We start from the raw sequence: 21332 nt of genomic DNA, 5'->3' as shown, positions 1-21332 counted from the left end.
TTGTGGTGTAGCGGCGATCCGGAGTCGTGATATCCGTCTGAGGGTGTGGGGTGTCGCAAGCGACGTCGGTGACACTGGTGATGATCACCTGGAGAGAATCCGGCGCTGTGCGGGAGGTGAGACGATTGGGAGCTTTTCCCGATACAGCCACGCTTGAGAAGGCGTTGAACATGGCTGCGCAAGCGCCGTCCGCCCAGAACTCGCAGCCGTGGCATTGGCGGATCAGCAGGGAGGGTGTGCATCTCTACGCTGACCGCAGCCGCCAACTCGGCGAGGCCGACTTTGACCGTCGTGACGTCCTGCTCAGCTGCGGCGCCGTGCTGGACCATTGCGTCGTGGTATTGGCGGCCCACGGTTGGCACACCCGCCTCCGGCGCTTCCCCGACGCCTCCGACCACGACCACCTGGCCTTCATAGAAATCATCGAAGCGCCGGCCACCGAACCCAGCAGGGAGCTGGCCGTAGCAATCCCACGCCGCCGTGCCGACCGTCGCCGCTACGGTGCGGGTCCGATTCCGTCCGGCACGCTGGAACTGCTCCATATCCGTGCCGCCCGACACCAGGTCACGTTGGGTGTAGTCCCCGCCATGCGATGGGCCCGCCGAGACGACGACGGTGTGACCCTGCGATACGGCGGGGCGGCCGGCAGCGCAGACCCCGCGCACGGGGGCGACGGCGTGCTGCTGGTGCTCGGAACCGACATCGATGCCGACTTGAAGCGGCTGCGCGCGGGCGAGACCATGAGCCGGCTCCTGTTGACAGCCACCGCGTTGGGGCTGGTCAGTTGCCCGCTGACCGATCCGCTGAAGCGGACCCGCGACCGTCTGGCACTCGCATGCGAGGTGTTCGACGGCAACGGGTATCCCCAAGCGCTGATCCGGTTGGGTCAAGCATCAGCCGATAGCGACCCGCTGCCTTTGGTCAAGCGATTGTCGCTCGCCGAGACGACGAGCTGGGACAGGGGCATCCGTTAGGTTCGCGACATAATCGCCAGACAGCGGTCCGCGGAGAGTGATTGCCGCTGACTGATGGTGCTTGGGCCGGTACCGAGCAACGCCGGATCACCTACCCGGAAAAGACGCCACCGCCTTCGAACGTCATGCCCGAAAGCCGCCGAAGCCTGCGGGGCCCGCGGCAACTGGCGAGATGAGCGCGCCGTCCGCCCTTGCCTGGCGGGTAGGAAACCCTTGCTTTCTGGCGCCGGTTTCTGGCTTCCCGGCGATTCCCCGGCTGCCTGCGGCGCACGAATATTGCTGCAGCGGGAAACGAACCGGAGAACGGCCGAAAGCTCGGCATACACACATACAGACCCGCGCAGAACGGCCAAACGACCAACACGCGCCCCGCCCGGGCAGCGACAACCTCACAGGAGTGATCATGACAACGAATTCCAAGAGCCGTGCGGGCTGGCAACGCCGGACCTCGGCCGCCCTCTTGCTGGCCGCGGGTACGGCCGCCGTCGGCTTACTCGCGCCCGCCCCGGCGCAGGCTGCTGATCAGTACATTGCGTTGGCGCTCGGATATGTCAACGAGAATCCGCCCGTCACGATGGCAGGCGGCTCGTCGATCAGCGGCAACAAAGACCAGGCCGCCCAGGGGGCGCTGACCAACTGTTCCAGCAACGGCGCCAGTCACTGCGTGACCGTGGTCATCGCCACCAATGAGTGCGCGGCGGCCGCGTCCAATGACTACGGCGAAGAGGTCGGGGCATCGGGCGCGACCATTGCCGCCGCCTCCAGCAGTGCGTTGGCCAAACTGCAGAACCAGACGGGTGCGAAAGTGATCGTGTCGGGCTGCTCGAACGGGAACACGCCGCCTCCGCCGCCGAACGAGCCGCCGCCCCCGCCGGCTCCGAAGCTGGGTCCGACGGTGTCGTTCGAGACGGTGGTGGGTGGCCTGGTCGCTCACATCACCGATCGCAGTGGAGTGTCATCGCAGTGCACGTACACGGCGGACAACTTCAACCGTGCATTCGCCTTGCCGGCGAACTCCACGTACGACCTGCGGATCGTCCCGGCAATTCCGCAGTTCAAGAATTGGAACGTCACCATCGCGTGTGACAACGGAACCAGCACGTCGACGACGACGTACTTCTGAGTCCGCCCGTCCTGAGAGCCCGAACCGCCCGGACCGTGACGTTACGGTCCGGGCGGTATCGGGTGTGTCCACCCGGCTGATGGCCAACCTCCGCCTCCGTCGGTACAAGGACGGCGGCGCGACACCTGGGTGCGCCAAGATCGATGGATCCGGGGTCTGCCGGCCCCGACGGACGACTTCGAAGACTGCGACGACGCACAAGATGTGTACGGCCCCGTGGAATCAGCTTCAGCAGACGCGAAGCGCTGGACTGCGACCACGCGAAGCAACTCACCCGCGAATAGTCGCACACCCCGGCGCATTTCCGAGACCCCATCCGCTGCGATACGGGAGTTCACCCGAAAACCGTGGAGGACGAGGACGACTTCTGACAACGAGCGTGCGCCGGGACGTTTGAGACCTGGCGCGAGATGTCGGTGTCAGTCGCTACGCCACGCGATGGTGTGAACGCCCGCACCCCGCACATTTCCACCAGATCTGTCGGGTGTATTGCTCGGAGACGGCGTGTGCTCCGACGAGTTTCATCGGAGCGCCGCAGTGCAGGCAGGTGCGGGTCGAGGCGTCCGCAAAAGGGGTGGGCATTCCCATTCCTGCCGCACTCAGTCCTTTTTGTCGCCCTGTTTGTTCAGCGTCTCGTGCACGCTGTGCACGGTACTGCGCAGGAACTCGTTTGTCGTCGTAGTGATCTGATCGGCCAGGTCCAAGACGGCGTCGAGGATCTTCTTGCGCCGTTCCGGATCGACAACGTTGGGTAGCGTCTCATCGAGGGTGTTGGCGAACTTGCGCACGGCCTCCATCACGCTTTTCTGCCTGTCTTCGACCGTGTCGAGCACCTGTTCGGACAAGTCGGTCGCTTGTTCCGCCACGGTCTTCTTCTCAGCGCTCTCCGCCATCGTCGCTCCTCAAGGATTGAATGCATGAAACGAGCCTGGCTGGCTCAGCACCAGAATGCGCTCCGATCCCGGCGTTCTGTAGGGCCGATGGTCCCTGCTTCGCCCGATGAGCGGTCCGGTGGTGTTGCGGCCCAACCCGCTCGTCGACGTCATCGACGGAACTGCCTCAACCGGATATCAGATGTCCTCGACTACGGCCGACGGTCGTCGCCGCTCACGGCGGATACACCGTGTAGCAGCTCCAGCCGCCGATTCCGAACACATATACGGCCGTACAACGCTGGAAACTGCCGTCTGGCGCTGGAGGACCATCGCATTGGTAACCGCCGTTGCCCCACACCACTGCGCCGCCGCAGGGCTGCAGAGGGGGAGGGGGTGTCTTGCCTGCAACTTGGGCGATTCCGCCGCCCAACAGACCGACGAGAAGCAAGGGCAGCAACACGGATATCACCCCAGCGACAAGCGCCGCTGGGCCGAGCAGGAATCGCTTTACGTAGATGGATCTCGTCATCGAAATCCCCTTGCCCAAATTAGGTCTCTATGGTGCCCAAGCGAGATCACCAGACGATAGGGGCTTTGGACCTCAGAGAGTGCGGCAAACCCATACGGCAGCCACTTCCAGGACGCGCCCGCCGGCCAGGTCGCCCGACGTCTGATCGCGGGCGGTGCGTCACGGATCGATGATCACGTCCAGCAGGAAGGTCCGTCCCGCGGCAACCGTGTCCAAACCGCGCTGCAGCGCCGGGACCAGCGCGTCGGCTTTCGCCACCTGCTCGCCGGCGCCGCCGTAGGCCTCGGCGACCTTCACGTAGTCGGGCGTTGGTGCGATGGTGTTGCCGACGAAGTTGTTGTCCCGCACCGCGTCGCTGTCCGGGTAGTACCTGAGGACATTCCAGGTTTGCGACGCGTACTGGCCGTTGTTGCACAGCACGATCAGCAGCGGCACCCCGTACTCCTGGGCGAAGCCGAGCGCGGCCGGGACGGGGTTGTAGTGCCACGCCCCGTCACCGAGGATCACGGTCACCGTCTGCTGAGGGCGGGCCAGCTTGACGCCGAGGGCGGTGCCCAGGCTCGTCCCGAGGGCCCCGGCCCAGCCCCGATACTGCGTGAAGGGTTTGCGTTGGTAGAGGAACTGCAGCATCTGCGGCACCTGCGCGACGATCTCGTCGACACAGATCGCGTCGTCGGGCAGGACATCGTGCAGCCGGCCGAACAGTTCGGCAGCCGGGACGAAGTCGGTGGCCTCAGCCGAAGCCCGCCGTGCCTCCTCGATTCCCTGCGCGCGGACGCTGCGGGAATGGCGGGTCCAACGCTCGGTGGCCGCCGGCCGCGGGGTGGGTCGCTGCGCGAGGCCGGCGGCCAGCGCCTCGAGGTTGAGTGCCAGGTCCCCCGGGATCGTGTGCGTCGTCGGATAGCCCCAGTACGCGGCGCGGGGGCGCATCGGGTCTGCATCGGCGTGAATGACGGTGCAGCCGGGCCGCAACGTCGGCTGCGGCGGGTGCCACGGCGCGTTGCAGCCGGCCAGCAGGATCGCATCGGCCTCGCCCAGCACCGGCTCGACCGGTCCCGCGCCGTACAGCGGGTGCGCCCGAGGGAAGTTGTGGTAGGCGGGCATCATGAACTCGAAAACCGGCGCGGACAGTGCTTCGGCGATGCGCACCAGCGCGTCGCGTTCGGCGTCGGTTCGCCCGCCGTGCTCGGTGATGATGATCGGGGCGGTGGCACCGGCCAGGATCGCGGCGACCTCGTCGATCCGGTTCGGGGTGGCGACGACCGGTGCGGGCGGAACCCACGCCGGGATGGCGTCATAGCCCTCACCGACCAGGAGATCGAACGGCATCTCCAGCAGCGTCGGGCCCAGCGGAACCGACTGCGCGACATGGCAGGCGCGACGCAGTTCGTGAACCAGCTCGGAGGGCGTTCGGGCCCGTTTGGTCCATTTGACGACAGTTTCGGCGTTGCGGGCCGGGCCGACCAGGTCAACCAGCAGTGACGGCCACTCCGGGCCGGGATCGGCGGCCGGATCCTCGCCGTAACTCAGGGTGTCGGGGGACAGAACGGTCATCGGCGTGCGTTCCTGCAGCGCGGTGTGCAGGCCCATGGCGCCGTTCTGCACTCCGAGCGAGGAAGGCAGGAAGACGATCTGGCTGCGGCCGGAGGCCTTGTAGTACCCGGAGGCCAGGCTGAGCGCCAGCAGTTCGTGACGGCATCGGAAGTAGCGCATTCTCATCTGGTCTGCCCGCCGGGCGAGCACTTCCCAGATCGGCGCCATGACCGCGATGGGGGAGGCGAAAATGCAGTCCGTCCCGTGGGATTCCAACTGTTCCAGAAGGACTTCTGCGCCGTTCTTGACTCCGTTAGCCGGCATGATCTGCTCCGTCCCGATCGACAGTCCGCCGCTTCAGCCAGTGTGGTTCGATCCTAGCGGGGAGTGGGCGCGGACTGGCGAGGTCGCGCGCACCTCGGTGGGGCGGCCGGGTCCGCGTTCGCGGCCCCGGCTCCACCACGTGTGGCTCACCTTCAGAATTCGCGGCTCTATCTGATGAAGAGGAACCGCGAGCCCTCATCGGACTGCGATGTCGAGGTGTCCGAGCCGGCCTTGTCGGCGTTGTCGGAACCCCCGCGCGCCGCATCGGTCGACCCCGACGTGGGCCGCGGGATCTTCGTCGACCTGTCGGAGGTCGAGGTGTCCGAACCGGCGGTGCTGGGCTCTGCAGTCGCTGTCGCCGCGCCGGTGATGCCGAGGCCGGTCAGAGCGGCGCCGAAGGCGAGGACTTTCCAGGGGCTGGGTCGTGTCATGTTGTGCTCCTTGTCATCTGGGCCGCGGACTTCGCGGATGAGTCCAGACTCCGGGGGCGACGTGACAGCTCGATGGAACGAAGATGAGTGCTCTCTCATCGGCCCGTCGACGTCGGCACTTCGCGGGTGGCGGCAGCTGAGTCGGCCACAGCGTTCGCGAATGCGTCAACCGGACATGTCACCATCCTGGGCATCGGCCAATGCCGCCAAGACCGCCGGCGCTTCGGCGACAGCAGGTGCGGCATGCCATAGGCGAACGGCCTCGGCCACGACCCCTTCTGCTTCACCGAGGTAGTCGGCGGCGCGGATCGGGGCAGGCGCCTTGTCGGCCACGCCGTGTTCGATGAGCACCTGCGGCAGGGTTTCCTGAAGGATTCGATGCTCAGATCGGGCGCGTTGCGCGGCCTCGTAGACCAGGTCGTGGGCGGTTTCTCGGCCCAATGCCGTTGCAAGGTGAATCATTTGGGCCTCAGCCATGATCAGGCCGCCGTCGAGTTCGAGGTTTTCGCTCATGCGCTCGGCGTCGACCCGCAGACCCTCCACGATGACTTGCGCCTCGATGAGCGCACTGCCGGCGATCACGCCGAGTTGCGGGATGACCTGCCATTCGATCTGCCATTCGCCGGCAGCACGTTCATGACCCGCCTCCTGGATGCGCGCCAGCGACGACGCGAGTGCGCCCGCCGTGCCCGAGAGGCCGATGATGAGTTCCGAGGAGATGGGATTGACCTTTTGCGGCATCGTCGACGATGCGCCGCGATGGCTGTTGAAGGGCTCGAACACCTCGCCGATCTCGGTGCGAGACAGGTCGACGATGTTACGGGCAAGCCTGGCGCAGGTGGCGGTGATGGTCACGCACAGCCAGCCGTACTCGGCCAACCCATCGCGAGCGACGTGCCACGGCACGTCGGTCCGGTGCAATCCGAGCTGCCGGGCCATCCGTTCGCGTAGCTGCGCCGACTGTGGGCCGTAGGCAGCCGAGGTACCTCCGGCGCCGAACATCGATACCAATGCGACGCGTGGAATCGCCTGATTCAGCCGCTCGCGATGGCGCGCGAACTGGGCAAGAAGAGAAGCCAGAGTCGCGCCCAGCGTCGTGGGGACAGCCTGCTGGGCGTGGGTGCGGGCCGGCATCACGGTTCTGGCGTTGGCTTCGCACTGTCGGGCGAGTGCCTCGCCCAGACAGCCGAGCCGGGTATCCAGCTCGTACAGCGATCGCTGCATCTGCAATGCCAGCCCGGTGTCCATGATGTCCTGCGTGGTCGCGCCGTAGTGCACCCGCCCATTGGGCCCCTCGGGCAGTGAGCGGGAAATCTGGCGAACCAGGCCGAGGATGGGGTAGCCGACGTTCTTGGCCGACGCCCAGAGCTCGTCGCGATCGATGTTGTCCAGCCGGGCAGCGGCGCTGATCGCTGCCGCGTCCGCCGGGTCGATGATCCCGACCTCCGACTGGGCGAGCGCCAGCGCTCGTTCGGCGGCCAGCCAACTTTGCAGGCACGCGTCGGGACCGAACAACTCCAGTTGGACGGGGTCGCCGGCGAGTTGGGTCAGCAGCGAAAACGCAGGCTCCATGTCGATCATGCTCCTTCAGGGTGTACCAGCGGGTCGTAGAGGTCGTGCGCATGAATCCGTATTCGGGGTAGAGCGAGCCCGGGCAAGTCGACAGTCTGATCGGACTCTAGACGTCTGGGCTGGCCGGTATCCGGCTTTGGGACGCGACGACGGCCAACCCGGCACACTCGCCCGTCGCATCGACCGATCGGGGCTAGGTTGTGAAGTGGATCTCCTCGATGACGGGATGGAGTTCGTGGTTCAGGAAAGGCTGAGCGGCATGGTGATCGACTACAACCAGGGGCATATCGCCGAGCAGTATCAAGAGGCGAAGACGCAGGCCTGGCGGGAACGCATCGAGACCTACTCCTTCATGAAGCAGATCGGCGACATCACCGGCAAGAAGGTGCTGGACGTCGCATGCGGCGAAGGGCATTTCACCCGTTTGCTGTGTCGCGCCGGTGCCGCGCAGGTGGTTGGACTCGACATCTCCGAACGCATGATCGACCTGGCCCGCGAACAGGAATCCCAGGAGCCGTTGGGCATCGAATACATCGTCGCGGATGCCCGTTCGATCGTCGCGCAACAGGATTACGACATCGTCGTCTGCGCCTGGCTGCTGGTGTACGCCCAAGACCGTGCAGAGCTCGCCCAGATGTGCCGGGGGTTGGCGTGCCGGGTCAAGCCGGGTGGCCGGTTCGTCACGGTGAACACCAATCCGGGCGTGTACTCCTTCCGGCCCGACTACCGCAAGTACGGATTCGAGGTAGAGCTGGCCGACGACGTCGTCGACGGCGCACCGATCGACATCACGCTCAACCTCCCCGATTCCTCGCTGGAGGTCAGGAACTACTACCTGCCGATCGAGGCCTACGCCTCGGCCTTCCGCGGGGCCGGTTTCCACGACTTCGCCGTGCACATACCCGATCTGGAGCCCGCCCCCGACGCGGGCGACGAGGGCGACTACTGGGACTACCTACTCGACAACCCGTTCCTGGTCATCATGGACTGCGTCAGAGACTGACGCGCGCCGCCGTTTCGAGGAGCCGCGAAAGGGTGCGTCTTCGCCTCGTGGATGTTCACGTTCACCGTCACGGTTCGAGGATGCGCAACCAGACTTCGTCTGGTCTAGCTTCTTTCTTTCGTCGGGCGCCCCACTGCTGCGCTTCCGTCGCCGTTCAGCCCCAGCCGCCTGTGGACGACCTCGCGGGCCAGGTCGAGGACGGCCGGGTCGTCGTGCAGCACGAACTTGGTGTCGGCGGCCAGCAGGACCGCGTGCAACTCGAAGGCGAGGCGGTCGGGGTCCTCGTCGGCGGGAAGCTCGTGCTGCTCGAGCGCGGTGACCGCGAAGGACCGGAGCAGCGCGACGAAATCGGACTGGATGGCGGCCACCCGGTCCCTGACCGGCCCTGGGCGGGTGCCCATCTCGAGCGCTGTCGCAGCGAAGAAGCAGCCACCGGGAAAGACGTAGCGCTGCACGTAGCTGAAGAACGCCTCGCACACCGCCGCCAGCTGGGCCAGGCCGGGGGGAGCCGCGAGCGCGGGCTCGACGACCTCTGCGGTCAGGATCCGCTCGGCCTCGTCCACGGTGGCGAGCTGGAGTTCCTGCTTGGAGCCGAAGTGCGCGTAGAGGCCGCTCTTGCTGATGCCGGTCGCGGCGGCCAGGTTCCCGATCGACAGCCCCTCCAACCCGTCGACCGTCGCCAGCGATGCGGCTTCGCGCAGGATTGCGCCGCGGGTTCGTTCGCCGTCGGCGCGCGGGCGCCGTGGTGCGGAGCTGCGCTGATTCATTGCGGGGCCGGCCATATCGACAAAATAGCACGACCGGTCGTACATTCAGATGTGCTCGACCGAATCGTGCCACACCGAGCGGTGGCACCGACTCGTGCGCGGCTGGAACCTGCGACACGCTTCGGTGAAAACGGGCGTCAAACGAGGACTTCAGACCCTTACGCGATTGCCGCGCATGCGCTCACGCTAACGGGGTTGGCCCGCCCATGAGCGGGCTCCAGGAGGCAAAAAGATGCCTGTCTCCGGCGCCGTTGGGAACAACGGTCCATCGGGTGGCTACCCGGCGGTCGCCACCGGCAGCAGTGAAGGGCTGCCCCGTCTCAACGAGATGCTTACCCGCCTTCGCACACATCTGCGCGCGCATGCGAAACAGGAGGTTCTGTCATGAAGCGTGTTGTCATCGATCGTTTCGGCGGTCCCGAGGTCGTCAGCGTTGTCGACGAGGCCGAGCCGCTGCCTCGCCAGGGTGAAGTCCGCGTCAGGGTTCTGGCCTCCGGCGTGTCGCTCAGCGACGCGCAGATGCGCGCCGGCACGTATCTCGGCGGCCCGAAGCCGCCGTTCACCCCGGGCTACGAATTGATCGGCGTGGTCGATCAATTGGGGCCTGGCTGTGCGCGGCTGCACGAGGGCGATCGCGTGGGTGTGCTCACGCAGTGGGGCGCCAACGCCGAGCTTGTCTGTGTCCCTGAGAAGAACGCGGTCCCGGTGCCCGAGGATCTGGATCCGGCCGAGGTCGTGAGCCTGGTCTTCACCTATATGACGGCCTACCAAATGCTTCACCGTGCGGCTGGAGCAAAGGCGGGGGAGACGTTGCTCGTCCACGGTGCGGCCGGCCGGGTAGGGACCGCAGTCCTCGAACTCGCTGCAGTGATGGGAGTTCACACGTACGGGACGGCGTCGGCCCACGACAGAGCCGCCGTCGAGCGGCTCGGCGCGGTGGCCATCGACTACCAGCACGAAGACTTCCTGGAGAAGGTCAGAGAGCTGAGTCGTGACGGTGTGGATATCGTGCTCGACCCGTTCGGTGGCACGCTGTCGCTTCGCTCCTTCCGGGCGTTGCGGTCCGGCGGAAGGCTGGTCATCTACGGCCGCCAGAAGACGTTGGTGCAGGGTCGCAAGAATTGGCCGGGGGTATTCGAGTGGTACATGGGAACCGCCGCTGTCGCATTGTGGGGCGTGGTGTCGCCCAGCCGGCGGGTGCTCGCCTATCGAATCCAGAAGTTGCGTATCCACCACCAGGATTGGTTCGAAGAGGATTTCCGCGCCCTGCTGGAGTTGCTCCGTCGTGCAGCGATTCATCCGGTCGTGGCCGAGCGCCTGCCGCTGGCCGAGGCTCGCAAGGCCCACGAGTTGCTCGACAGCATGGCGGCCACAGGGAAACTCGTGCTTGTGTCCTGAGACTGGGAAGAGGTCCTCATGGCTCAGGATGCCGCGCCGGCGACTCGGGTGCGCTACCCGCCGATCTCCGAGCACGGTCTGATCGGAGATCTGCACACGGCGGCGCTGGTGGCCACGGACGGCACCATCGATTGGTACTGCTGCCCGCGGTTCGACTCACCCAGCGTCTTTGCGGCGATTCTCGACGCGGACCGCGGCGGCTACTTTCGGATCTCGCCCGACTGCGACGACTGGAGTTCCAAACAGCTCTACCTGCCCGATACCAACGTGCTCATCACGCGCTTTCTGACGCCTGACGGGGTCGCGGAGGTTCAGGATTTCATGCCGGCCGCACAAACCAGCCGGCCTGCGAACCGCCCCCGCATGATCCGTCGGCTGCTCGCCATACGTGGGCAGCTGCGCTTCCAGGTCGACGTCGCCCCCCGCTTCGACTTCGCCCGCGTCCGGCACGAGGTGGGACTCAACCAGAATGGGGCTCTGTTCATCTCCCTGAAGCTGCGGCTCAGCCTCTCGGCGCCGTGCCCGCTGAATATCGTCAATGACGGCGACATCAACGCACACATCACGGTTCGCGCGGGGGAAGCCGTCACCTTCGTGCTGGAACAGGTGGCGCCCGGCGACGTCCCGGCGCCGTACTGCGATGCCGACATCGCTGCGGAATTCGAGACCACCGTCGCGTTCTGGCGAGGCTGGCTGCAGCGTTCGCGCTACAGCGGGCGCTGGCGCGAGATGGTGCACCGCTCGGCGCTCACGCTGAAGCTACTGACCTACGCGCCCACCGGCGCCATTGTGGCGGCACCCACCACGAGTCTGCCGGAGTGTCTGGGCGGCACCCGGAACTGGGACTACCGATACACCTGGATCCGAGACTCCGCTTTCACCCTTTACGCGCTTCTCACCCTGGGATTCGCCGACGAGGCCGCCGCGTTCCTGCATTGGCTGGAGGGCCGGTTCCGGCATTCCGGCCGCGACTCGGCGCCGTTGCAGATCATGTACGGGATCGACGGGCGCGAAAATCTGCCCGAGGAGCAGCTGCTGCACTTGGAGGGCTACCGGGGCTCGGCGCCGGTTCGTGTCGGCAACGCGGCGGCGAACCAGTTGCAGCTCGACGTCTATGGCGAGCTCATGGACTCCGTCTACTTGTGCAACAAGTACGGGCTGCCCATCTACCACGACGGGTGGGTAGAGCTCACGCGCAGTCTTGAATGGCTGATCGAACATTGGGACGGACCCGACGAAGGGATCTGGGAATCTCGTGGCGGGCGAAGGAATTACACGTACTCCCGGCTGATGAGCTGGGTTGCGGTCGAACGCGCGATTCGCGTTGCGCATCAGCGCGGACTGCCGGCGGACATCACACGGTGGAGCGCGGTACGGGACCGTATCTATCACCAGATCATGGGCCGTGGCTGGAACCCCGAGCGCAGGGCGTTCGTCCAGCACTACGACAGCGACGTGCTCGATGCTTCGTTGTTGTTGATGCCGCTGTGCAAGTTCATCGCCCCCACCGACCCTCGCTGGATCTCCACACTGGACGCCATCTCTGCCGAACTCGTCTCAGACAGCCTCGTGTACCGCTACAACGTGCGGTCGTCGCCCGACGGGCTGGCCGGTGGTGAGGCGACCTTTTCGATGTGTTCCTTCTGGTGGGTCGAGGCGCTGGCCCGCGCCGGGCGGCTCGACGAAGCGCGGTTGGCGTTCGAAAAGATGCTCACGTATGCAAACCATGTGGGGCTGTATTCGGAGGAGATCGGGCCGACCGGCGAGCAGCTCGGCAACTTTCCGCAGGCATTCACCCACCTCGCCTTGATCAGCGCCGCCTACAACCTGGACCGCCGGCTCGGGTGAGCGCATAGCTCTTGCGGCACATCACCACGCGTGCAGCATGGTCGGGCCGGATCACGGCCGCCCCCACTCAGCGTCCCAGCGCGCAGGATTGCGCTGCGGGTCCGTTCGCCGTCGGCGCGCGGGCGCCGCGTGGCGGAGCTGCGCGGATCGACCGGGCCTCTGGGCATGTTGACAAATTAGCACGATCGGTCGTACTTTCTAATTAGTACGACCGATCGTGCTAATTCCGGGGTGACGACGGGCCACGGCCCATCACCAACAAACCACAAGGAGCTCACCATGCACGCAATCAGCACTGTCAACGGCGTCGACGTCGACCGCCTCGCCGGCACGATCGACGCCGTGACCGCGAATCCCGCGCTGGCGCGGTTCCAGTTCCGGGCCCAGAACCACTGGGTCGACGGCGCCTACAGCCGCTCGACGATCAAGGACTTCTACGGCGTGGGCCAGGAAGACACCACCCGCACCGAGCCGTTCACCGTGGACACCGATGAGCCGCCGGTCCTGCTCGGCGAGAACCGGGCGCCCACCACCGTCGAATACGTCCTGCACGCGCTCGCGGCGTGCGTGACCGGCACGATCGCCTATCACGCCGCCGCCCGCGGCATCGTCGTCGACGGCATGGAAACCACGATCGAGGGCGATGTGGATCTGCACGGCTTCCTCGGCCTGGACGGCAGTGTCCGACCCGGCTTCGAGCGGATTCGGGTGACGATCAAGGCGATCGGCGACTTCGACGACGATCAACTCGCCGAACTCGCCGGCCTCACGAGCTACTCGCCGGTCCGCGACATCGTCACCAACCCCGTCCCGGTCGCCATCGACCTGGTCCGCGGCTGAGCGGTCGGCAGGCTTGTCCGCGTCGGGGACTGCCGGTTCAGCCGGCTGGGGTCGGAGCGGGGTGTCTTCGCTGACGGGCGGACGGTCACCCGAGGAAACTCCGACCCCGGGCCGGCGCAGACCATGGCCGGCAAGCTCCACCCGGAACCGGCGCGAAGCCTGACGGCGAAGGTGTCCGGGCGGCTCAGTCGACGGCGAGCGCGGCGGCCATCTCCTTCTCCAGGTCGCGGTAGCCTGCCTCCTCGACCGCGACCTCGACGAAATCGATGGTGCCGCCGGTGAACCTGCCCTGCGTCTCGGGCGTGTACTCCTTGGCGACGGCGTCGGCGCTGTCGCGGCCGACGCACAGGCCGTCGCCACACAGCGTGAACTTGCCGGTCTGTGTCCGCATCGGGCCTTCGGCGACGACCTTGTCGTTGACGTACACCTTCGTCGTGCCGTGCGACTCTCCGTACTTGCCGGCCGACTCCCGGGTGAACTCCATTCCCAGCGTGTATTTGCCCGGCTTGAGTTCCTCTTTGGAGATGAAGCTCTGCTCCGGCGGAATGCCCAGGAAGTTGTACACGTAGTACAGCTTCTTGTCCTTGATGAACAGGGAATGACCGCCGAAGCGGGAGCCGTGGGCGAAGATGACGCCCGAGCAATCCTCGCCGACCTCGACGTCGGCCAGGATCTTGTACGACCGGCCCCGAATGTTGGCGGCCACGCCTTCGGGCACCGCGGTCGTGTCCGGGTAGTAGACGTACCGGTCCCGAGGCGGCTCGGTGGACGGCCGTTCGATACCGGCGACAACCACAGCGGGTTGATCGTTGAGGGGAAGCACTAGGTTTCTCTTGGCCTCGTCCATCCATAGTTGCTTCAGGTGCTCGAGCTTCTCCGGATGCTTCTCGGCCAAATCGGTCGACTCCGAACGGTCTTCGGCGACGTGGTAGAGCTCCCACCGGTCCTGATCGAAGTGCCCCTTGCCGGTGAGTGGCGCGTGGACGGCGGCGGCATGCCAGCCGTCTTCCCACATGCCCCGGGTGCCCATCATCTCGTAGTACTGATGCTTCCTCAGGGTCGGACCGTCGGGGTCGGCGTCGAAGCTGTACTGCATCGAGACGCCGTTCATCGGGTACTGCCTCACGCCGCGATAGGTGTCGGGCATCTCCAACCCGCACACGTCGAGGATCGTCGCTGCGACATCGGTGGCGTGGTGGTACTGGTGCCGGATCTCCCCCCGCGCCTTCATGCCTTTGGGCCAGGAGACGATCATCGGATCGCAGGTGCCGCCGGAATACTCCGAGTAGCGCTTGAACATCTTGAACGGAGTCGAGAAGGCGGCTGCCCAGCCGGTGGGCATGTGGTTGTAGCAGTCCGGCCCACCGAGCTTGTCGATCATCGTCAAGTTCTCTTCGAGATCATCGGGGAACCCGTTGAAGAATTTGTTCTCGTTGACCGAGCCGTTCGGCGAACCTTCCCCCGACGTGCCGTTGTCGGCGGCGTAGAGCACCAGCGTGTTGTCCAGCTGGCCGGACTTCTCCAGGTAGTCGATCAGCCGCCCGATCTGCGCATCGGTGTACTCGGAGAAGCCCGCCCACACCTCGGCCATGCGGCAGAAGAGCCTCTTCTGGTCATCGCTCAACGAGTCCCACGGCAGGACGAGGTCGCCCTCGTTCGCCTGGTCGTCCGGCATCGGATTGAAGGGAGTGAGTTTGGTCCCCTCGGGTAGGACGCCCTTTTCGATCATGCGGGCCAGGCACCACTCGCGGTAGGCGTCGTAGCCGTCGTCGAACTTGCCCTTGTACTTGTCGATGTACTCCTGGGGTGCCTGGTGCGGTGCGTGGTTGGCACCGGGGCAGAACCACATGTACCAGGGCTTGGAGGGGTTGCTCGCCTTGTTGTCGCGGATCATCCGGATCGCCTGGTCGGTCAGGTCTTTCGACAGGTGGTACCCGTCCTCGGGCAGGTACGGCTGATCGATGAAGCGGTTGTCCTCGACCAGGTCCGGGTACCACTGGTTGGTCTCACCGCCCAGGAACCCGTAGAACCGGTCGAACCCCTTCTGCAACGGCCACGTGCCCTTGTATCCGCCCGGCGCGTTGTCCTGCTCGGGCACGTTGTGGTTCTTGCCCACCCAGAACGTGCTCCACCCGGCATCCTGCAAGACGTGCGAGATGGTGGCGCACTGATCGGGAATGCGGGCGTGGTAGCCGGGGAAGCCGTTGGAACCCTCGACGATCTCGGCGAAGCCGTTGACGTGGTGGTTGCGGCCGGTCAGGCATGCCGACCGGGTGGGCGCGCACAGCGCGGTGGTGTGCCACTGGGTGTAGATCAGGCCGTTGTCGGCGAGCTTCTGCGCCCACGGCATGTTGATCCGGCCCCCGTACGGCGACCACGCCGCCAGCCCGGTGTCGTCGTAGAGGATGAACAGGACGTTCGGGGCGTCGGCGGGTGCAACCGGGGGCCCGTAGGGGCCCCAGTCGGGGACCGAGTCCCGAACGTCGAGCTCGATCTTCCCCTTGAAGACCTCTGCGGTGTACTGCTCGGCGTAGCTCTCGTTCTCGTTGTCGGACATCGCACCTCCCGTAGTAGTCATGCCGACCTCACTGTCGATACCTCCCCATTGGTACTTGTCGATACTTTCGCATCTTGGCGACCCGGACAATAGGGCGATTGTGCGCATTCCTTGGGAATGGCCGCACAAATTCCTTGCCGAATACTGGAATTCGGTCTCACGGAGCCGTGAAGCATGCCGGTGGGTGTCGCGGTGGCTGGACGGCGCGGAAAGCGTTTACGCGACGGGTCGCAGCACCACCACGCCGGGGACCGTCTGCAGATAGGCCCGCAGCGGGCTGTCGACCACCGCGTTGTTCGCGCTGAGCGACGAGGCGTTGCGCAGCACCGGTTCGTCGGGTCCGGCGACGAAGATCCCGACGTGGGTGACGTCGAGTCCGCCGTCATCGGCGTATGCACCGATGTAGTCACCGGTGCGCAACTGGTCGAGCACGCCGTCGTCGACGTACCGGCTCGGGATGTACGAGACGGTCCGCGGCACAACCGGCAGCCCGGGCAGATACACCCCGCCGGAGTCCTTCGCGTTCAGGTCCTTCGGGACCTGAATCGCGTTGGCGCTCAGGCTCGCCGTGATATCGGTCGCGACGGCCGGTGTCGCCGCGGCCCAATCGGTGAAGAAATGTTTTCTCGTCTGGAATCCGACCTCGCCGTCCTTGTAGCGCACCGAGATCAAGGCGTCGATGAACTCGTCGCGGTTCCCGGCGCGTTTGAGCGCTTCGACGTAGTCGGCGTAGGTGAAACAGTCCACCTTCGCCAGCTCCACGACGAGTTGTTCGGGCACGGTGGCCGAGCCGATCAGAGTGTTTGCGCCGTAAGGGGTTCCGAGGAACTGCCCGGACAGCACGTCGGACAGCTGCGACGGGGCCGCATCGGACGCGTCGCGCCGGACGGCCAACAGCCGCTCCAGAATCTGGGCGCTCTGGTCGGAGATCCGGACCTCGAACGGTGCCGACGCGGACGACGCCAGGTAGTCCGTGACCGGGATCCGTGTGGCCTGCGAGTAACCGATCGGCAGCAGCACGTCACCGGCCGTGGTCTTGTAGTACACATCCCAGCGGTGATATCCGGCGAACGCCATCGGGTGCTCGGCGATCACCGCGGCGTAGTCGTGCACCGCCTGCACGTACTTTTCCGAGTTGTTGTACCGGTACAGGGCGTGGTCGCGGTCGTCGACGAAGCCGTTGGCGGCGAGGTAGCGGCCGGCGGCCATGATGCTGTCGCGGGGCGAGAGGATGTCGCCGCCCTCGCCGTAGGCGGCGAAGGTCGACGGCATGAATTGCATCGGCCCCTGCGCGCCGGCGGTGCTCACCCCGGCGACCCGTCCGAAGGCGGTCTCGATGAGGTTGATCGCCGCCAGATAGTTCCACGCGACGCCGGACGCCGACTCGGACTCCCGGTAGTAGCCCATCAGCTCGTCGGCCGGCGCGGGTGCGACGATGCGCCACGCCGGCACGGTGTCCTTGGGCGGCGTCATCGACCCGAGTTGTCGACGCGCGTCGACGTTGCGGTCGTAGACGTCGAGAAGCGACGCCGGGATGCGCGGCCGCACGACCGGGTCCCACTCGGGGTGATGTCCGATGGCGCGGTAGGCCGCCTGCTGGCGATGCGCGGCCGCGGCCAGCACGTCCTCCGGCGCCGCCGGGTCGCGTAGGGCGCCCTCGTCGTGGACCAGGTCGTCGGCGAGCTGTGCGGGGTCCGTCGCCAATTCTCGGGATCGGCCGGCGGGCGTGGACGACGGCGGGGGCGCCGCGGCAGCCGTCGGTGTCTCTGCCGATGTCGCCGTTTCGGGTGGGGTCGATCCCGCGCATCCCCCGGCCAGCACGGCGACTGCAGCCAGGAGCAGCGCCGCCACCGTTCGCATTGCCGCAAGGCTCGAGGCGCCCCGTTTGGGCATCGTCACCCCTGCCTGGCCTGACGTTCGGCGGCGTGGTCCTCGATCGCCTTGCCGATCGCGCGCGCGGCCTGCTCGACGAACGCGGTGCCGCGTTCGGCCACCCAGTCGCTCGACGCGACCGGGCCGGCCAGCTGGCCGGTGAAGTGCGGGATGACGTAGTGCGCGAACAGTTCGTAGCTGTGCAGTTTCGCCGCCGGCGGGGCCCAGTCGTGGTCGAAGAGCAGGAACGCCCCGAAACCGCCGTCGCTGGCCTCGATCAGCTCCTCGATCTTGGCGATCGCGTCGTCGGGGGTGCCGATCACCGCGAACCCGGACTGGCGGTTGTTGGCCAGGATTTCTTCGGTGGTGTCGCCCTGCACCGGACCGGCGGGCAGGATGTGGCTGAAGTACCTGGAGAACTCGGCGATTCCGTACTCGACATCCCTTTCCGCCTGCTCCCGGGTCTCGGCGAGGTGCATCGGCCCGACCAGCCGCCACTTCGAGCGGTCCGCGACGTGGCCGTGCAACGTCGCCACCTCTTCCCAGGTGCTCCAGTGCTGGGCCAGCAGGTCCATGCCCTGCTTGGCGGTCGCCGCGATCGACAGCATGCCGATGCCGTGCCTGCCGGCGCCGCGGGGGCCGGTGGGGGAGAAGGACGCGGCGACGGCCACGTCGAAACACGGGTCGCTGTAGGGCTTGAGTTGCAGGCGGGCGTCGCGCAGGGTGAACCCGTCGGTCGACATGGTCACGGTCTCGCCGCGCAGCAGCCGCATGATGGCGTCCAGGCACTGTTCCATGCGCGGCCGCTGCTCGTCGGCCGGGATGCCGAGCATGTGCGCATCCGAGGTGAGCTGACCCGGCCCGCAGCCGAGCATCACCCGGCCCCGGGTGAGGTGGTCGAGCAGCACCATACGGTCGGCCAGCATCAGCGGGTGGTGGTAGGGCAGTGAGCTCACCCCGGTGCCCAGCTTGATGTGTTTGGTCCGCTCGGCGGCGATGCCGATGAACACCTCGGGGGAGGCGATGATCTCGAACCCGGCCGAGTGGTGCTCACCGACCCACGCCTCGTGGAACCCGAGGCGGTCCATCGCGATGATCAGGTCGAGGTCACGCTCGAGGGCCAGCGTCGGGCTCTGCCCGACGGGGTGAAACGGGGCCATGAAGTTGCCGAAGCGCATCAGCCCATTCTGGCGGCCCGACCCGCTAGTCGTGACCGCGATTCATGAACTGCTCGATGATGTTCGACATGTCGAAGGATTTGCCGCCCTGTACCGGCGGGCACTCCAGCAGCGACTGGATGTGGTCCTTCATCAGCTTGCTCATCGGCTGGATCAGCCACGACACCTTCTGCATCAGGTGGCCGTAGGAGTCCCTGTTGTCGTAGGTCTCGAACGGGTCCATCCGGATGTTGAACACCAGCGGCGCGGTCCGCGGAACCACGTTGGCGTAATAGTCCTCCTTGGTCGAGAAGTGGAACTTCCACGGCCCCATCCGGACGGCCATCAGCTTGCTCTCGTAGTAATGGAAAATGTGGTTGCGCGCCGACGCCGACTCCGCGCCCGTCCAATAGGGCAGGTTGTCGACGCCGTCGAGGATCTGGGCCTTCGACTCCCTGACCCGCGCCGCCACGTCGTCGACGCCCGCCGCCCCGGCCAGGCTGGTGAACATGTCCTGATGGCACTGGATGCCGTTGAGGATCTGCCCCGGCTCGATGTGGCCCGGCCAGCGCAGCAGCGAGACCACCCGAACGCCACCCTCGTAGGCCGTCATCTTCTCGCCCCGCCAGGGTGTGGTGGCACCGTGCGGCCAGCTCGAGTGCTCGGGGCCGTTGTCGGTCGAGTACCAGACGATGGTGTCGTCGGCCAGCCCCTGCTCGTCGAGGAAGTCCAGCACGGTGCCGATGTCGTGGTCGTGCTGCATCATTCCGGAGCCGTGCAGATCGGCCTCCGACGTGTACCGCTCGGCCGCGTACCGCCAGTCGTCGCCCAGCCTGGTGTACAGGTGCATCCGAGAGGTGTTCAGCCAGACGAAGAACGGTTTGTCGTCCTGCTGTGCCCGCTTCATGAAGTCGATGGCCAGCGGGACGACCTCCGCGCCGTCGACATCGTGCATCCGTTCCTGGTGCAGCGGGCCGGTGTCCTCGATGCGCTGCCTGCCCACCCGGCCGAACCGGGGGTCCTCGGTGGGGTCGTCCTCATCGGTCGCCCACGAATGGATGACGCCGCGCGCCCCGAACATCTTCTCGTACTCTTCCAGGCTGCCGGCGTAGGCCTCGGCGAACGCCTGGTAGTCGCGTTGCTGGTCCTCCTCCGAGACGTTGAGGTGGTAGAGGTTGCCGAAGAACTCGTCGAACCCGTGGTTGGTGGGCAGGTGCTCGTTGCGATCACCGAGATGACTCTTGCCGAAGTGCCCCGTCGCATACCCCTGGTCCTTGAGAACTTCAGCCAGACAAGGTGATTCGGTCTGCAGGCCGAGGGGGTCGCCCGGCTGGCCCACCGTGGTCATCCCCGACCGGATGGGGTACTGACCGGTGATGAAGGCGGCCCGGCCGGCGGTGCACGACGGCTGGGCATAGTGGTCGGTGAACCGGACGCCGTCGCGGCCGATGCGGTCGATGTTGGGGGTGGTGTAGCCCATCGTGCCCATGCCATAGGCGCTGACATTCTGCCAGCCGATGTCGTCGCCCCAGATGACGAGGATGTTGGGACGCTTGCTGTCTGGCATGGCTGCCGCCTTCCCGAACGGGTACCGGTATCTGCCGGGAAACACTATCCGACAGCGTGTTCCGATGGCCCGGAAACGGCGGGCGGCCCCGTCACCGCACGGTGGCCGTCACCATCAGGTACTCCGCCGGATAGGAGGTGCGGCCCGGCTCGGTGGACTCGTTCCACTTCTCCAGGAACGTCAGGAAGTCGCCGTCCAGCGCGGCGACGCGCTCGGGGTCGCTCTCGTTGAAGCGGTAGGCCGCGATCGTCGGGCCGTAGTTGCGCTTCCAGTACTCGCGGAACTCCAGCGGGCTCGCACAACGATCCATCACGACCGTCTCCCGGTGCATCGTCAGGTCGGAGACCCTGTCGCCGAACAGTTCCCGCACATGGTCCTCGTCGCCCCACAGCGGCGGCGGGCTGGCTCCCGGCGGCGGCGGGGGTGCGTAGGGCTTCATCGTCGCGAACAGGTTGCCGACGAAGCCGCTCGGGGTCCAGTTGATCAGCCCGATCGTGGCGCCGGGCCGGGCCACCCGCAGGATCTCGTCGGCACACGCCTGATGTCGTGGCGCGAACATCACCCCGACACACGACATGACGACATCGAAGCTGTCGTCGGGGAACGGCATCGCCTCGGCGTCGGCCTCGGCCCAGTCCAGCTGCACTCCGTGCTGCGCGGCCCTCGCCCGGCCCGCCTCGAACAACTCGGGTGTCAGGTCGCCGGCCGTCACAGCGGCCCCGGCGGCGGCGGCCGGAATGGCGGCGTTGCCGGAACCGGCCGCGACATCGAGCACCCGCTGCCCGGCCCGCACGCCGCAGGCCTCGACGAGCCGGGCCCCCAGCCCGGGGATCAGGTCCGCAGCGACGGCGGGGTAGTCACCCGACGCCCACAGCGCCCGGTGCTTGGTCTTGAGCTGGCGGTCGGCGTCCTGCGCTGTGCTGCTCATCAGACGTACTCCTCGAGTCGAGTTCTCCTGGGCG

16 protein-coding genes and 2 pseudogenes are annotated in these 21332 nt (G+C 66.4%); 6 read left to right on the top strand and 12 right to left on the bottom strand.

Translation table 11 applies throughout. The annotated features are described in order from the left end of the window. Nucleotides 1–68: 68 nt before the first annotated feature. Both JDV09_RS09930 and JDV09_RS09925 read left to right on the top strand, forming a co-directional pair. A complete protein-coding gene (locus tag JDV09_RS09930; protein WP_308124070.1) occupies nucleotides 69–974 on the top strand; it encodes a nitroreductase in 906 nt (301 codons plus the stop codon). Nucleotides 975–1377: 403 nt separating this feature from the next. Beyond that, nucleotides 1378–2097: a DUF4189 domain-containing protein gene (locus tag JDV09_RS09925; protein WP_221369039.1), complete on the top strand. Its 720-nt coding sequence runs from the start codon at nucleotides 1378–1380 to the stop codon at nucleotides 2095–2097. Nucleotides 2098–2696: 599 nt separating this feature from the next. Here the strand turns inward: JDV09_RS09925 and JDV09_RS09920 are convergent. The 5 genes from JDV09_RS09920 to JDV09_RS09905 form a co-directional block, all read right to left on the bottom strand. Next, the gene (locus JDV09_RS09920; protein ID WP_221368953.1) at nucleotides 2697–2990 is read right to left on the bottom strand and encodes a hypothetical protein; all 294 of its coding nucleotides are present in this window, start codon (nucleotides 2988–2990) and stop codon (nucleotides 2697–2699) included. Between the two features lie 214 nt (nucleotides 2991–3204). After that, nucleotides 3205–3501, bottom strand: coding sequence for a CDGP domain-containing protein (locus JDV09_RS27625; RefSeq protein WP_308124069.1), 297 nt, complete (start codon nucleotides 3499–3501; stop codon nucleotides 3205–3207). A 159-nt stretch (nucleotides 3502–3660) separates the two neighbouring features. Next, nucleotides 3661–5358 carry a thiamine pyrophosphate-dependent enzyme gene (locus tag JDV09_RS09915; RefSeq protein WP_221368952.1) on the bottom strand — a complete coding sequence of 566 codons (1698 nt, stop codon included), beginning with the start codon at nucleotides 5356–5358 and terminating at the stop codon, nucleotides 3661–3663. 167 nt (nucleotides 5359–5525) lie between these two features. Continuing rightward, nucleotides 5526–5789 carry a hypothetical protein gene (locus tag JDV09_RS09910; protein ID WP_221368951.1) on the bottom strand — a complete coding sequence of 88 codons (264 nt, stop codon included), beginning with the start codon at nucleotides 5787–5789 and terminating at the stop codon, nucleotides 5526–5528. Between the two features lie 165 nt (nucleotides 5790–5954). Beyond that, nucleotides 5955–7370 carry a lyase family protein gene (locus JDV09_RS09905; RefSeq protein ID WP_255605110.1) on the bottom strand — a complete coding sequence of 472 codons (1416 nt, stop codon included), beginning with the start codon at nucleotides 7368–7370 and terminating at the stop codon, nucleotides 5955–5957. A 196-nt stretch (nucleotides 7371–7566) separates the two neighbouring features. Here JDV09_RS09905 and JDV09_RS09900 point away from each other — a divergent pair, with 196 nt between their 5' ends. Next, nucleotides 7567–8364 (top strand): class I SAM-dependent methyltransferase, encoded by a 798-nt coding sequence (locus JDV09_RS09900; RefSeq protein WP_372452883.1) that lies wholly within the window; start codon nucleotides 7567–7569, stop codon nucleotides 8362–8364. A 104-nt stretch (nucleotides 8365–8468) separates the two neighbouring features. Here the strand turns inward: JDV09_RS09900 and JDV09_RS09895 are convergent, their stop codons facing one another. Further along, nucleotides 8469–9146 carry a TetR/AcrR family transcriptional regulator gene (locus tag JDV09_RS09895; protein ID WP_221368950.1) on the bottom strand — a complete coding sequence of 226 codons (678 nt, stop codon included), beginning with the start codon at nucleotides 9144–9146 and terminating at the stop codon, nucleotides 8469–8471. A gap of 369 nt (nucleotides 9147–9515) precedes the next feature. Between JDV09_RS09895 and JDV09_RS09890 the strand changes: the two genes are divergently transcribed. From JDV09_RS09890 to JDV09_RS09880, 3 genes are all read left to right on the top strand, one after another. Further along, nucleotides 9516–10529: a medium chain dehydrogenase/reductase family protein gene (locus tag JDV09_RS09890; RefSeq protein WP_221368949.1), complete on the top strand. Its 1014-nt coding sequence runs from the start codon at nucleotides 9516–9518 to the stop codon at nucleotides 10527–10529. Between the two features lie 18 nt (nucleotides 10530–10547). Beyond that, entirely contained in the window at nucleotides 10548–12377 is a 1830-nt protein-coding gene (locus JDV09_RS09885) for a glycoside hydrolase family 15 protein (protein WP_221368948.1), read from the top strand. A gap of 279 nt (nucleotides 12378–12656) precedes the next feature. Continuing rightward, complete coding sequence (locus JDV09_RS09880) at nucleotides 12657–13217, top strand: OsmC family protein (protein WP_221368947.1); 561 nt, start codon at nucleotides 12657–12659, stop codon at nucleotides 13215–13217. 184 nt (nucleotides 13218–13401) lie between these two features. On the opposite strand, the gene JDV09_RS09875 is transcribed toward JDV09_RS09880, so the two are convergent. From JDV09_RS09875 to JDV09_RS09855, 6 genes and pseudogenes are all read right to left on the bottom strand, one after another. Further along, nucleotides 13402–15795: an arylsulfatase gene (locus JDV09_RS09875; protein WP_372452882.1), complete on the bottom strand. Its 2394-nt coding sequence runs from the start codon at nucleotides 15793–15795 to the stop codon at nucleotides 13402–13404. A gap of 195 nt (nucleotides 15796–15990) precedes the next feature. After that, nucleotides 15991–16602, bottom strand: a pseudogene (locus JDV09_RS26705) (DUF1460 domain-containing protein); the annotation flags it as partial. A 129-nt stretch (nucleotides 16603–16731) separates the two neighbouring features. Next, nucleotides 16732–17634 (bottom strand): annotated as a pseudogene (locus JDV09_RS26700) (lytic transglycosylase domain-containing protein); the annotation flags it as partial. 35 nt (nucleotides 17635–17669) lie between these two features. Then, nucleotides 17670–18824, bottom strand: coding sequence for an LLM class flavin-dependent oxidoreductase (locus JDV09_RS09865; protein WP_221368944.1), 1155 nt, complete (start codon nucleotides 18822–18824; stop codon nucleotides 17670–17672). A 25-nt stretch (nucleotides 18825–18849) separates the two neighbouring features. Continuing rightward, nucleotides 18850–20370: an arylsulfatase gene (locus tag JDV09_RS09860; RefSeq protein WP_221368943.1), complete on the bottom strand. Its 1521-nt coding sequence runs from the start codon at nucleotides 20368–20370 to the stop codon at nucleotides 18850–18852. 91 nt (nucleotides 20371–20461) lie between these two features. Continuing rightward, on the bottom strand, nucleotides 20462–21298 hold the full coding sequence (locus tag JDV09_RS09855; RefSeq protein ID WP_221368942.1) for a class I SAM-dependent methyltransferase: 837 nt from the start codon (nucleotides 21296–21298) through the stop codon (nucleotides 20462–20464). Nucleotides 21299–21332: the final 34 nt, after the last annotated feature.

Origin of the sequence: Mycolicibacterium xanthum (assembly GCF_019710635.1) — a bacterium.
Classification (GTDB): Bacteria; Actinomycetota; Actinomycetes; order Mycobacteriales; family Mycobacteriaceae; genus Mycobacterium; species Mycobacterium xanthum.
Note: the sequence above shows the minus strand (reverse complement) of the source record. Positions and strands in the feature narration are given on the sequence as shown.

Coding starts and splice junctions, on each gene's coding strand:
- JDV09_RS09925 (WP_221369039.1), top strand. CDS start 1,378: ATGACAACGAATTCCAAGAGCCGTGCGGGCTGGCAACGCCGGACCTCG.
- JDV09_RS09920 (WP_221368953.1), bottom strand. CDS start 2,990: ATGGCGGAGAGCGCTGAGAAGAAGACCGTGGCGGAACAAGCGACCGAC.
- JDV09_RS27625 (WP_308124069.1), bottom strand. CDS start 3,501: ATGACGAGATCCATCTACGTAAAGCGATTCCTGCTCGGCCCAGCGGCG.
- JDV09_RS09915 (WP_221368952.1), bottom strand. CDS start 5,358: ATGCCGGCTAACGGAGTCAAGAACGGCGCAGAAGTCCTTCTGGAACAG.
- JDV09_RS09910 (WP_221368951.1), bottom strand. CDS start 5,789: ATGACACGACCCAGCCCCTGGAAAGTCCTCGCCTTCGGCGCCGCTCTG.
- JDV09_RS09905 (WP_255605110.1), bottom strand. CDS start 7,370: ATGATCGACATGGAGCCTGCGTTTTCGCTGCTGACCCAACTCGCCGGC.
- JDV09_RS09895 (WP_221368950.1), bottom strand. CDS start 9,146: ATGGCCGGCCCCGCAATGAATCAGCGCAGCTCCGCACCACGGCGCCCG.
- JDV09_RS09890 (WP_221368949.1), top strand. CDS start 9,516: ATGAAGCGTGTTGTCATCGATCGTTTCGGCGGTCCCGAGGTCGTCAGC.
- JDV09_RS09885 (WP_221368948.1), top strand. CDS start 10,548: ATGGCTCAGGATGCCGCGCCGGCGACTCGGGTGCGCTACCCGCCGATC.
- JDV09_RS09880 (WP_221368947.1), top strand. CDS start 12,657: ATGCACGCAATCAGCACTGTCAACGGCGTCGACGTCGACCGCCTCGCC.
- JDV09_RS09875 (WP_372452882.1), bottom strand. CDS start 15,795: ATGACTACTACGGGAGGTGCGATGTCCGACAACGAGAACGAGAGCTAC.
- JDV09_RS09865 (WP_221368944.1), bottom strand. CDS start 18,824: ATGCGCTTCGGCAACTTCATGGCCCCGTTTCACCCCGTCGGGCAGAGC.
- JDV09_RS09860 (WP_221368943.1), bottom strand. CDS start 20,370: ATGCCAGACAGCAAGCGTCCCAACATCCTCGTCATCTGGGGCGACGAC.
- JDV09_RS09855 (WP_221368942.1), bottom strand. CDS start 21,298: ATGAGCAGCACAGCGCAGGACGCCGACCGCCAGCTCAAGACCAAGCAC.